Consider the following 13069-nt stretch of genomic DNA (forward strand, 5'->3'; position numbering starts at 1 on the left):
TTTAAACATTTCTAAAGATATTTATATATTGATCATGCACAAATAAAAAGGACAAGCATATAGTATAAATACCTCTTAACTTTAAGTAACCTTAACTTTCGTTAATAGGGTATCTCAAAATCCCCGAAAAGAGCACTTGCGGAAACAAGTGCTCTTTTATTTGGAATTTTACACCATAAATATTGTATAAAATGTTAAACTAAAAAGAACAATTGTTTTAATTAAGAGTGTAGCATATGAATGGAGTGTTATTGAATGCAAACAAGAAAAGCCTATCTATATGTATTTGACACAATGTCTGATTGGGAATACGGACATTTAATTGCTGAACTTAATACAGGGAGATATTTCAAAAAAGATGTAGCGCCTTTTAAAGTAGTAACAGTTGGAATAAATAAAGAAACGATTATTTCAATGGGGGGCTTGAACATAAAGCCGGATATTACCCTAGATGAATGTATCCTTGAGAATAACGATTTATTAATTTTACCTGGAGGGAATAATTGGAGTGAAGAAATACATAAACCTATTTTGAGAAAAGTTGATGAAGCTTTAAAACTTGGTACAATTGTAGCAGCAATTTGCGGTGCAACTATAGGTCTTGCAAATTACGGTTACTTGGATTCTATAAATCACACAAGTAATAGTTTAGAGTATATGAAAATGGTTTGTCCTACTTATAAAGGAGAAAATTTTTATAAAGTGGGACCTGTAGCATCTAGTAGAAACCTTATTACTGCATCGGGTGTAGCGCCTCTAGAATTTGCCATGGAAGTACTGAAAAAATTAGATGTATTTGCGCCGGATACACTTCATTCATGGTATAAATTGAATGAGACTCATGAAGCAGAATATTTCTTCCAGTTAATGAATTCAATTAATAGCTGAGTAGTATGTCGAATGAAAATTATATTTTAAATGATGCGAAAACTAATAACAAAATAATTTTATGAAAATAAAAGGTAAGGGTATTCCTATGAATATATGAGGAAATATCCTTACTTTTTATAGTATTATTTCTGAATGACAAATGTAATGGCATTTGTTTTTAATCGAATGTGTCTTTCATTACGAACTATATTATAAGCTAATTCTTTTATTTCAACTTTTAGTTCTTTCCATTCTTTATAAATGCTTTTTAAAGTACTTATCATTTCTTCGGTTGAAAGATTAATTTCAATTAAAGCTTCTAATTCTTCATTCGTTATTGAATCAATTTCTTGTATGTTAGAGTTAATAATTAAACAATTAATACCACCGTTTTTTGTACCTCTTTTCATAGATTGGAGCACGTTTTTTAAATCTTCTTCTGATTTAACATGCTCTAAACTTGATACTGCAACGATATAGTCATAAGTATTAGGTCTAATATGATAGTTTTCAATTGCTGCTTGTTCTGTTTTAATAACCTCGAATACGTCATGTTCTTTGCTATAAATTTGTAGCTTTGTTAAAGCGGAATTAAGTAAATCAACACATGTAACAGTTCCGCTAGCATTTTTAATCTTTTGTGCAATTGGAATGCTATTTCTACCGACGCCAGAGCCAAGGTCAAGCACTTGTAATTTGTTTTTCTCTTCAAAGTAGTCCATTAAATCCATAACTGTTTTAACCGGCTTGTGAAGCCAAGATCCAGTTTCAAATAGTTTATATTGTTCATAGCAAAGATCGTGATAGTTCTTTTCTTCTTGTCTTATGTAATCGATACGGTTCATATTGTTTCAGCTCCAATATTTTTATTACAAAATGAATAGGTGGGGCAGCCTTTAACATTTGTTTGAATTCGAAAAATACCACCAGCATGTGGATACTCTTTTAATTCGTCATCCGTCATTCTTGTTCTGGCTGTTGTAACATATAAATCAGTTAAGTTAGGTCCACCAAATGTACATGATGTTACATATAACGCAGGAATTGGAATACTTAATATTTGTTCTCCAGTAGAGGGATTCCATCTAGTTATTTTTGAACCTCCCCAATGTGCAATCCATAAACAACCTTCTTCGTCAATTGTCATACCATCAGGTAGACCATCATTTTCAGAGAAAATGATTACATCACTTGGATTATGAATGTCTCCAGTACGTATATTATATTGATAGCGAACCACTTTTTTAGTAGGTGTATCTATAAAGTAAAGGTATGTATTATCAGGTGACCAAGCGATTCCGTTTGAAGTATTTACATGTGAAACTTTTTTCTCTACACTCAAATTATTATGTAAACAATATAAGGAACCTGCAGCATTCATACCGTATGTATCTGTAGTACCTGCCCAGAAACGACCAGCTGGATCACATTTTCCATCATTAAAACGATTTTCTATTAAATGAGGTTCGGGGTCAAAAATATGTGTCAGTTTTTCTGTATTTACATTAATAGAATAAAAGCCGTTTTCCATAGCTAAGAGTAATATGTCCTCTAAATATGGAACAACATAGCCAATTTGTTGATTGAGAGCGATTACTCGGTTCGTATTGGTAGTAGGATTATATATGCATAATTTTTTCTCCATAATATCAACCCAATATAAAAGTTGCTTTTTTTCATTCCAACATGGTCCTTCAGCTAAACTTGCTTTAACATTTAAAACTAAGTCTATATTACTGAACAAGATGTTCACCTCGCGTTATAAGATATTAATATAATTCGATAAGAATAGAGGTAAACCTTTTAGTCAGAGGATATTATGATTTGTGCTCTAGAAAACTAATCTTCTCAAGTGATTAAAAGGTTTATAAACACGGAGAGGAAAATGCATATGATGTTTTATGAAATTGTTTGCTTTTCTTGTAAGAATATATTTCGTGTTTACGAAGGTAGTGAAAAATATAAGCGATTTAAAGAGAAACCAAAAGGGGCATATTGTTGTGATGAGTGTAGCCACAAAATTCAATTAGAAGCGATAAAGAATTTTTTTAGATAATTTTACGATTTCGATTCGGAAAAGTTTGACAATAAAAGTGTTATAAATTATCATATTAAAAACTAATATTTAAGGCATAGAAGAGAAGAGTAGTTAAGAAAGAATACGTACAGAGAGCTCTGGTAGCTGAGAAAGAGCGGTATACATCTTAATGAAAAAAGACTTGGAGCTGCGCAAGGAACTAATTTATTTAGGGATGGTGCGACGGGTTCTCCCGTTATAGAGATAGGGTATAAGCATATTTTGCCGTACCTGAAGAGGTTAATATGGTGACATATTAACAAACTGAGGTGGTACCGCGAAGCTAACAACTCTCGTCCTCAAGATGAATAATCTTGGGGGTGGGAGTTTTTTTGTTGCATAAAACTGGAAATGAGAAACAAAAAATAATTGAGGTGAGTAATATATGCATTGGGCGTATGAAGTAGCACATGAATTAATTAGGAAACATCCAAATAAAGAAATGTTTGTTTGTGCATCTGGAATTAGTCCGTCAGGTTCTGTTCATATTGGGAACTTTCGTGAAATCGTAACGACTTATTTCGTAGTAAGAGCACTTCAAGATTTAGGGAAAAAGACTCGTTTTATATTTTCGTGGGATGATTATGATAGGTTTAGAAAAGTTCCAAAAAATATTGATCCATCTTTTGCAAAGTATATTGGTATGCCATACTGTGATATTCCAGATCCGTATGGATGTCATAACTCGTATGCGGAGCATTTTGAAAAAGAGTTTGAAAAATCGCTTCAAGCATCTGGAATTGAAGTAGAATTTATTTATAAACATGATGAATATAGAAGCGGAAGGTATAACGAAAATATATTAGAGGCCTTGTATAAACGAAAAGAAATATATGATATTTTAATGGGTTTTAAAACTAGAGAGTGTAGTGAAGAAGAGCGAGAGAGCTTTTATCCAGCTACATTATTTTGTGAGAGATGCGGAAAAGATACAACAACTATTACACATTTTGATGAAGTATTAAAAACAGTCCGGTATGAATGTGAATGCGGAAATGAAAAAGAGTTATCCGTATTAAATACAAATAAAATGAAACTAAACTGGAAAATCGATTGGCCGATGAGATGGATGATAGAGGATGTTATTTTTGAACCGGGCGGTAGAGATCATTCATCAGAAACGGGTAGTTATAATGTATCAAAAGAAATTGCAAGGAAAATATTCAATCGAGAAGCGCCTCATTACGTTGCTTACGATTTTATTGGTATTAAAGGGAATCATGAAAAAATGTCTAGTTCTTCAGGGAATAGTATTACACCAAGCAATTTATTGAAAGTGTATATACCAGAAGTAATTCTCTTTATGTTTGCAAAATACAAACCAGGCGCTGCTTTTCATATTGGGTTGGATGAAGATGTGATTCGTAATTATACAGAGTATGAGCGATTGAAAGATAGTTCTGAAAATAAAACGCTCAAAAATGAAGATTTATTTGATGCAATTAAAATCTCTAGAGTTGATAGTGAGATTAAAGAATATCCGAAATTTAATCAAGTAGCAGGAACGTTACCATTATTAAATTTTGATTCAACTATTTTACAGGGGATATTAAAGAAAATAGATAGGAGCTATGCATTAGATGAAATGAGAGCGATAAGTAATCGCGCAGAGTATTGGATAAGAAACTTTCAATCTGAAAAATTAATCGCGGTAAATGAGGAGAAAAATGCAGAGTTTTACTACACATTAGATGAAAGGCAGAAAGAATGGCTAGTAGAAGTTTGTAAAATACTTCGTTCTAATAAAGATTACTCTAACTTAATGGAGCAATTATATGCGATTTGTCATCATGAAAATAAAAAAATAATGAAAGAAAATCAAAAACAATTATTCACTATTATATATAAGCTCATTATGAATCAATCAAATGGTCCTCGTATACCATTATTAATACATGTAGTAGGCATAGAAAATTTCATCACACTATTAGATTTCTAAAACACAGTTAAAAGCAACGCAAGTACCAAAATTTCTAAGTACTTGCGTTGCAAATTTTACTATCGTGAATACATTTTCGGACATTCATCACCACTTGGTTCATAAAAACAATGGCTTTTAAACTGTCCTACAAATGGCTGATTATACCATTCAGGCGGACAAGCTCCAACTGGACGGAAATACCAAAGAGCCCATCGTGCAGGCCAGCGCCATTGACCTTGTAAAACTTTTCGTGCGATTTCTTTTTCTGATTCACGAGCGCGTTGATAAAAATATCCATATTGTACTGCTTCAAATCCGCCGGGGCTTTGATATACAGCGTCTCGTACGGTACGGAGTTGTTTAAAATCTAAGCAATCACAAAATACACGGTTTACTACAACGCATCCAACTAACTCCTCACCTTGGCGACCTTCGCCTTCAGCTTCAGCACGAATTAATCGAGCTAGTAAATCAACATCACTTTCGTTGTATGGAATAAGGGGCATAGTGATACCACCTTTCTGTTATAGTAAAGAGTGTATGTTATAAAACAATCTGCGTGCTTTTTTACATAAAAATAACATTTAATTTTAAGAGGAGCTTGTATAAAAAAAGCTAATTAGTAATAGTAGATAAATATAAAAGGGAGAGGTATTATGTATCGAATTCATAAAGACCATATCATTTACTCAATGTCACCAGAAAATAAGCCGTGTATGGAAGTAGAAATTGGGAGCAGTCTTGTATTTGAAACATATGATTGCTTTGAAAATCAAATCGATTCTGAAGATGTTGTGTTACAAGAATTAGATTGGAACCGAATTAATCCAGCGACTGGACCTGTATATGTTAAAGGAGCAGAACCTGGCGATATATTAGTCGTAACGATTGAAAAAATTGAAATTGCAGAGCAGGGCGTTTTAACTACAGGTGCAAACCTTGGTGTAATGGGTGATGAGTTAAATGAAAATACAGTGAAAATTGTCCCAATACATAATGAATATGTTTTGTTTTCAAGTGAACTACAAATCCCGATTAATCCAATGATTGGGGTAATTGGTACTGCACCGAAAGAAGAGAGCATTTCATGTGGCACACCGCATGATCACGGCGGGAATATGGACTGTAAAGAAATTAAAGAAGGAACAACATTACTACTACCAGTTAATGTCCCAGGAGCACTATTAGCATTAGGTGATTTACACGCAGCAATGGGTGATGGTGAAATTGGTGTTAGTGGTGTAGAGGTTGCTGGTGAGGTAACGGTAACAGTTCAAATTATAAAAGGAAAACAATGGCCATTACCAATGGCTATTCAAAAAGAAAAAATGATGACGATTGCTTCAGAGAAATTGTTAGATGATGCAGCAAATCGTGCTGTACGTAATATGGTGACATTTTTACATGAAGAATTAGCAATGTCTAAAACTGATGCAACGCTTTTATTATCGGCAGCAGGTAATTTAAAAGTTTGCCAAGTTGTGGATCCGCTGAAAACAGCGCGTATGGAACTAGGAATGGATTATGTGGAGAAACTAGGATTTACTTTTAGTAAATTTCATATTAAATAGATAAGGGACGAAAAAGGATACTTTTGTATAAAAGCCTCCTTTTTTTAATTTACGGATTTTGTGAAAAGAGGTAGTATTTATTTTATATAAGTATATTTGAGATTGTGGATTAAAAAGGAGTTCAATAATGGTCAAAATTATGATTGTAGAAGACGATATGAAAATTGCAGAACTATTATCAACATATGTTGCGAAATATGGTTATCAAGGAGTTATTGTATCGGACTTTCAAAATGTATTAGACATTTTTTTAGATGAACAACCAGAGTTAGTTTTATTAGATATTAATTTACCGAGTTTTGATGGTTACTTTTGGTGTCGTCAAATTCGTGGTGTTTCTACATGTCCGATATTATTTATATCGGCTCGTGAAGGCACGATGGATCAAGTTATGGCGTTAGAAAATGGTGGCGATGATTTTATTCCGAAGCCTTTTCATTATGAAGTTGTAGTAGCGAAAATTCGTAGTCATTTAAGACGTGCATATGGAGATTATGCACCGAAACTAGAAGAGCGAATGGTTGAGCAACAAGGTCTTTGTTTATATCCTGAAAGACTTGTATTGAAACTTAGAAATGACGAGATTGATATAACGAGAAACGAAGCTATTTTATTAGAGACATTAATGAAAAATTATCCGCGTGTTGTGAGTAGAGAAGTGTTACTTAATAAATTATGGGATAGTGAATCTTATGTTGATGATAATACATTAAGTGTAAATACAACACGTGTGCGTAAAAAGTTACAAACGTTACATATAGAAGGTGCGATTGAAACGATTCGTAGTGTTGGATATAGATTGCATATTACTTGGGATACTGGTATAGAAAAATGATAAGGTTGTTTATACGTGATCATATACCACTTATTTGCTTTACCATAATTCAACTACTAGCTATATTTCTCGTATATTGGTTTGATGGGCATAATCATATTACAACGGCGTTATATGCAATGTTTCTAGGTGTTTTCTTTATGGGAAGTTATTTAGTGTTTCGTTATTTTACACATCGTTCTTTTTATGAGCGCCTAGCAAACCCGATGCAATCTTTGGATGAATCTGTTCAAAAATCTGATTTTGCAGCTGTATCGGCTGCTCTTCAAGAACTACTTGAGGTGCAATATAGACATTATCAAAATCAGCTGCAAATGCAAGAGAGAAAAAATAATGACCATTTAACCTTTATGAATCAGTGGATCCATCAAATGAAAACACCTTTATCTGTAATAGAATTAATTACACAGGATGAAGTAGATTCACGTTTTGAAAGTATAAATGAGGAAACTGATCGATTAAAAAAGGGATTAGAAATGGCTCTGTATGTCGCACGTTTAGAAGCGTTTACACAAGACTTTTATGTAGAAAGGGTACAACTACATAAAATAGTGAATGATTCGGTACATGAACATAAACGATTCTTTATCCGGAATTTTGTATATCCAGAGCTTGAAATTGATAAGGACATTACTGTAGAAAGTGATGTGAAATGGTTACAATTTTTAATCGGACAAATACTATCGAATGCGATTAAGTATTCATCAGGTAGTAGAGAAAAGATTAAAGTGAAAGCTTGTAAGGAAGATAATACCGTTATACTTGAAATTGCTGATAATGGCGTAGGTATACCGAAGCAAGATTTACCAAGAGTATTCAAACCTTTCTTTACAGGAGAAAACGGTAGAGATTTTAAAGAATCAACAGGAATGGGGCTATATCTTGTATATGAAATTACAAAACAATTAGGGCATAGTGTAGAGATTCATTCAGAAGTTGGTAAAGGTACCGTTGTACGAATTAAATTTTTTAATGTGTAGATAATTGATCTAGGCTAAAGAACTTTGGAGATAAGTTTTTTTAGCCTTATTTTATAGCAATTATATGAAATAGTAAAAGGTCATCTTAGTATGTATAATGACACGTTAATAAATACGGGTGTTAAATTAGAAGGATTTAATAATAAATTGATAAATAGATTTTGTAAGAAAAAAGCTACCCCTTTGAAAGAGGTAGCTTTATGTATCCATCCTATGAATAAGTGTATTAATATGAATAAGTATAATGTTCAAATTCGTGATATTTTTTGTGGATTATAATAGAATTAGTCTTTTATTTTTTCATGATACAGTATTGTAATTAAACAAACAAACTTAATAATTTATATCCAATTAACCCTAAAATAGTGATAGGAACCATCATTAAGAAAGAAGAAATTCGATTAGCATTAGAGCGTTCTAATACAAGAATCAAGATAATCCCGACTATGACTTCGGTATATCCAACAGGTAACATGTGACTATAGTGTTCAAAATTTAAAAGAATGTGAAGTCCATCCGTTACAAAAACTCCACTTAAAAGTGCGCTTCCGAATTTATGAAGTGGATTTGTAGTATCTTTCCATAGAAAACCTGCAATTCCAAAGATAGTTCCTCCTATACATGCACATACAATCCATACAGATATAAAATAAATAGAGTGAGCTACATTTTTAATAACTATTGCATAACCATAGTAGCCTAATACCATACCGAGTAGTGCAAGGATACCAGAAAGTATAGCTGAACGCTTAGAATAACTAAAGCTAGCCACAAAAAAGGATGGAACTAACCAAACGCTTCCTAGATTAGCTAATGAATTCCAGTGTCCAGGAAGTATACTTTGCCCCAATTTAGTTAGTATACCAACAATAATCCCTACTATAATCGGGATGAGAAAAATCCTTAAAAACATATTTAACTTTGTGATTTTTAATGTCCTGTCCATAAATTCAATCCTTACATTATTATTTTCTGTAAAGATATAATAGCTTATCACAAGGGAATAATCAATAAAAATTTATCGAAAAACAATAAGTGGTTATTGGGTAACGAATAACATTTTGTTTTTATATAAAATTTATATAAGAGAGAGTGCTTAGAAGTTTACTACTGGGGAAATCTAAAGGACGTATTACAATCAATGTAATTTGTGCTTGTTCAATATGAAGCTAAGAAATGATAAATAAGCCTAAAAGAAAGCGATCTTTTTAACAGCACAAATAATTGCATTTACTCATACAGTACTAGTATGGTACAATATGGTTATTAATGACGGAAAGGAATGATGGGTGGACGATGATTAACTAATCTTATTTTTAAATGTTGAAATGAAATAAATTTCAATTTATAAAAATTAGGATTAGTCTGCCCAATTCCAAACAACGGTATTGCTATTTGATTTGCGTAATAGCTTATTTGGGTATAAATAATGTAACGACTAATCCTGCCAAAATTACTTTGGGAGGATTTTTTTGTTCTCCCTTAATGAAAGGGATCGGTAATATGAAAGAAATTTTAAAATTAAATGATGTTTACGTTGAAATAATGGAAAATACTTTGTTAGAAAAAATGAATGTAGCAGTGAAACAAGGGGATGTTATCGGATTAATTGGTAAAAATGGTGCTGGTAAATCAACGTTACTTCAATTAATAAATGGAAAGATTGAGCCTTCAAAAGGGATTGTTGAATGGCAGCAAATGAATATGAAAACCGCATATGTTGAGCAAGAAATAGAATCTTTTATTAGTAATGATGTGATTTCGCAAGAAGCAGAACTTCTTGCGAAATGGGGCGTGCCAACGAACGATTTTCATACTTTAAGTGGTGGTGAAAAGCTGAAAATTCGATTAGCAAAAGGATTTGCCGAAAATCCTAATGTCTTAATATTAGACGAACCGACAAATCATTTAGATGAGATCAGTACGGGATTTCTCATTAAACAAATAAAAAAGATGAAAGGTACTGTTATTGTTGTATCGCATGACCGATATTTTTTAGATGTTGTCGCAACAAAAATATGGTCAATTGAGGAAAAAAAATTAATTGAGCATAGTGGTAATTATACGAGCTACATGAAAGTACGTGAGCAAAGAAGGAAGTCGCAGCAGCGTGAATATGAAAAGCAGCAAAAAAAGATAGAACAAGTAGAAACACATATAAAAGAATTGAGTTCACGGTCACAAAAGGCACATGCGCAGTCTACAAAACAAGAAGGTGTGAAAGAATTCTATCGTGTAAAAGCGAAGCGAATGGATGCACAAGTGAAGTCAAAACGAAAACGACTCGAAAAAGAGCTGGAGAAAACGAAAGTAGAACGTGTGAAAGAAGAATATTCAGTTGAGTTTTCTATTCAAGCGAACAAAAAAGTAGGAAAACGCTTTTTAGAAGTGAAGCAATTAAAAAAAGACTTTCATGGGAAAGTATTATTTGAAAACGTTAATTTTACAATTCAGCACGGTGAGAAAGTTGCGATTGTTGGACCAAACGGTAGTGGGAAAACAACATTACTGAAGATGATTATGGGAAACGAAACTGCTGAAGGAGAAATATGGATTTCACCATCTGCAAACATCGGCTATTTAACACAAGAAGTTTTTGATTTACCGCTTGATAAAACACCAGAAAATTTATTTTTTAAAGAGACGTTTGAAGAAAGAGGAAAAGTCCAAAATTTAATGAAACATTTAGGATTCCAAGCGTCTCAATGGAAAGAGCCGATTGAGCATATGAGTATGGGAGAAAGAGTAAAATGTAAGCTAATGGCTTATATTTTAGATGAAAAAGATGTACTCATTTTAGACGAACCGACGAATCACTTGGATCTACCTTCACGTGAACAACTTGAAAATACATTAGCTGAGTATAACGGAACATTAGTAATTGTATCTCACGATCGATATTTTCTGGAGAAAACAACTAACACAAAACTCGTGTTTTCAAACAATACGATACAAAAGCAGCTAGAAGAACCTACTAAAACAAGAGATGATATTGAAGAGCTACGTTTAACGTTAGAAACAGAGAGACAAGAAGTATTAGGAAAATTAAGCTTTTTAACTTCTAACGACAAAGAATATAAAGAACTTGATGAACGATTTATAGAACTTACGAAGCAGATTAAGGCGCTATAACGTAAGTAAGGGGGATTAATATGGGAGAAGAGAGTTTGACTAAGTTATTTAGAATAGATTGTGGAGATATATACTTGCAAGAGTTTATGGTCAAAGATGCAGAGAGTATTTATAAAATAGCAAATCAACCGGAAATAGAAAAGTTTTTACCAGACTGGAAATCAACAAAAGAACAAAGGATGGATTGGATTGCAAATTACGAAATACCAGCAAACCAAGCATTTCTTGAGACAGTGAAAACTACGAACAACATAGATAATCATATGTTAAAGCTAGGAATATTTAAGAAAGCTACAAATGAATGCATTGGATGGTGCTGCACAGGCATGAAAGAAGAACTTCCTTCACCAAACAGAGAGATAATGTATGCTATCTCAAATGAACATCAAAATCATGGCTATGCTACAAAAGCGACTAAAGGTTTAATTGACTATTTGTTTAAAGAAACAAATTTAAATGTCCTCAACGCAATTGCTTTAATTAACAATGTACCATCAAATAAAGTTATTAAAAAATGTAGGTTTACTTATTTGATTGAACAGAAGATAGAAGATCAAATATATAATCATTATGTATTGAGTAAATCTGAATGGATAAAAAATATTTCTCTGTAAAAGGAATTAAAACGAAATCATAAAAAAGCTTAGAGCTAAAACTCTAAGCTTTTTTATATTCATTTTATCCCGCATTACCGGGCAGTAAAACCCCCACTGATTAAAGTTTCACTTTATACCTGCTAACATATGAAAGGTACAATTGTAATGACTTCTTGATGGAATTGCTTTTCAACAAAATATGGAAATCAAGCTGTACAGGAGATAATCAGTTGAAAAATTATTCATGAAAAAGGGTGTTGGAAGATTTTGTCGAATTTATGTATCAATGATAATACAAATTTCTTACTCAAATCATTCTACAGATGAATTACTTGAAAAATGGAAGGGAAAAGAGAAGTGGGCGGTATAAAGAAGCATTTAGTCTTAGTCAACAAAAATTGCTGGTAAGTCTATTAAAGAGCTACATATAAAACTTACGGTTGAGTGCTAGTAGATTAAATCTTTAAGCCAGGAATTAGTTTAAATGAGGGAGGGGAACACATATTATAATTTGGTTTCGTCACTTGCCACAAATAAGTATGGATTTTTCAGAATGGACTCCTTTTATACAGAATAATTGGTACCGAAAACATTATATGAAGTTTGTATATATACTCCAGATAATTATTTTTCTAATACCTTATTTCTTTGAAACAGGTTTCACTCATATTAATATATTTTATCTTATCATAATAGGTATCTTAGTCTTCATCATTCACGAATGTCTACACATTTTAGTAATAAGTAAAAAAGGGGATATTAGCTTAACATTTAGTAAAAGATTTTTTTGGTTAAATACAAATGCAGTCTTATCTAAAACGAGATTTTGGGTCTTTATGAGCTTGCCTATTATTGTATTATCAGTAGTTCCTGCCATGATGTCATTCTTTGTATCAGGAAATATTAAATCAATTTTATTATTTATATGTTGGATAAACACATTCATTTCCGCCTCAGATATTTACAATTCGTTTTTGATTGCAATGAAACCGAAGCGCTCATTTTTTTGCAGAGGTTATTATAAAGTGAAATAGTATTTAATAGGTAACTCAAATATGCTTCAACTACATACAACAGTTAAAATATA

Annotated in this window: 13 protein-coding genes and 1 other annotated feature; of the genes, 9 read left to right on the forward strand and 4 right to left on the reverse strand. The window is 32.3% G+C overall.

What is annotated here, in order from left to right:
* Positions 1-255 precede the first annotated feature (255 nt).
* Complete coding sequence (locus tag QCI81_RS26580; protein ID WP_071730545.1) at positions 256-888, forward strand: type 1 glutamine amidotransferase family protein; 633 nt, start codon at positions 256-258, stop codon at positions 886-888.
* Between the two features lie 125 nt (positions 889-1013).
* On the opposite strand, the gene QCI81_RS26585 is transcribed toward QCI81_RS26580, so the two are convergent.
* Entirely contained in the window at positions 1014-1715 is a 702-nt protein-coding gene (locus tag QCI81_RS26585; protein ID WP_071730544.1) for a class I SAM-dependent methyltransferase, read from the reverse strand.
* Positions 1712-2614 (reverse strand): SMP-30/gluconolactonase/LRE family protein, encoded by a 903-nt coding sequence (locus tag QCI81_RS26590; protein ID WP_071730542.1) that lies wholly within the window; start codon positions 2612-2614, stop codon positions 1712-1714. The genes QCI81_RS26585 and QCI81_RS26590 overlap by 4 nt, the downstream gene beginning before the upstream one ends.
* A 141-nt stretch (positions 2615-2755) precedes the next feature.
* On the opposite strand from QCI81_RS26590, the gene QCI81_RS26595 reads away from it, so the two are divergent.
* A complete protein-coding gene (locus tag QCI81_RS26595; protein ID WP_000551042.1) occupies positions 2756-2926 on the forward strand; it encodes a DUF2197 domain-containing protein in 171 nt (56 codons plus the stop codon).
* A 68-nt stretch (positions 2927-2994) separates the two neighbouring features.
* Positions 2995-3251, forward strand: a binding site (T-box leader).
* Positions 3252-3332: 81 nt separating this feature from the next.
* A complete protein-coding gene (gene lysS, locus QCI81_RS26600; RefSeq protein ID WP_071730540.1) occupies positions 3333-4886 on the forward strand; it encodes a lysine--tRNA ligase in 1554 nt (517 codons plus the stop codon).
* Between the two features lie 59 nt (positions 4887-4945).
* On the opposite strand, the gene QCI81_RS26605 is transcribed toward lysS, so the two are convergent.
* Positions 4946-5374 carry a cell wall hydrolase gene (locus tag QCI81_RS26605; RefSeq protein ID WP_001128402.1) on the reverse strand — a complete coding sequence of 143 codons (429 nt, stop codon included), beginning with the start codon at positions 5372-5374 and terminating at the stop codon, positions 4946-4948.
* Positions 5375-5524: 150 nt separating this feature from the next.
* On the opposite strand from QCI81_RS26605, the gene QCI81_RS26610 reads away from it, so the two are divergent.
* From QCI81_RS26610 to QCI81_RS26620, 3 genes are all read left to right on the forward strand, one after another.
* Entirely contained in the window at positions 5525-6439 is a 915-nt protein-coding gene (locus QCI81_RS26610; protein WP_071730539.1) for an acetamidase/formamidase family protein, read from the forward strand.
* A gap of 127 nt (positions 6440-6566) precedes the next feature.
* Entirely contained in the window at positions 6567-7274 is a 708-nt protein-coding gene (locus QCI81_RS26615; RefSeq protein ID WP_071730537.1) for a response regulator transcription factor, read from the forward strand.
* Positions 7271-8254, forward strand: a complete 984-nt coding sequence (locus QCI81_RS26620; RefSeq protein ID WP_053564412.1) for a sensor histidine kinase — start codon at positions 7271-7273, stop codon at positions 8252-8254. The genes QCI81_RS26615 and QCI81_RS26620 overlap by 4 nt, the downstream gene beginning before the upstream one ends.
* Positions 8255-8573: 319 nt before the next feature.
* Here the strand turns inward: QCI81_RS26620 and QCI81_RS26625 are convergent, their stop codons facing one another.
* The gene (locus tag QCI81_RS26625; protein WP_000376270.1) at positions 8574-9200 is read right to left on the reverse strand and encodes a DUF6518 family protein; all 627 of its coding nucleotides are present in this window, start codon (positions 9198-9200) and stop codon (positions 8574-8576) included.
* Positions 9201-9757: 557 nt separating this feature from the next.
* Here QCI81_RS26625 and abc-f point away from each other — a divergent pair.
* From abc-f to QCI81_RS26640, 3 genes are all read left to right on the forward strand, one after another.
* On the forward strand, positions 9758-11386 hold the full coding sequence (gene abc-f, locus QCI81_RS26630; RefSeq protein ID WP_353810928.1) for a ribosomal protection-like ABC-F family protein: 1629 nt from the start codon (positions 9758-9760) through the stop codon (positions 11384-11386).
* 20 nt (positions 11387-11406) lie between these two features.
* Positions 11407-12000 carry a GNAT family N-acetyltransferase gene (locus tag QCI81_RS26635; RefSeq protein ID WP_071730533.1) on the forward strand — a complete coding sequence of 198 codons (594 nt, stop codon included), beginning with the start codon at positions 11407-11409 and terminating at the stop codon, positions 11998-12000.
* 521 nt (positions 12001-12521) lie between these two features.
* Positions 12522-13016 (forward strand): DUF3267 domain-containing protein, encoded by a 495-nt coding sequence (locus QCI81_RS26640; RefSeq protein WP_071730602.1) that lies wholly within the window; start codon positions 12522-12524, stop codon positions 13014-13016.
* Positions 13017-13069 lie beyond the last annotated feature (53 nt).

It is taken from the genome of Bacillus cereus group sp. MG20, from assembly GCF_040459885.1.
Classification (GTDB): domain Bacteria; phylum Bacillota; class Bacilli; order Bacillales; family Bacillaceae_G; genus Bacillus_A; species Bacillus_A cereus.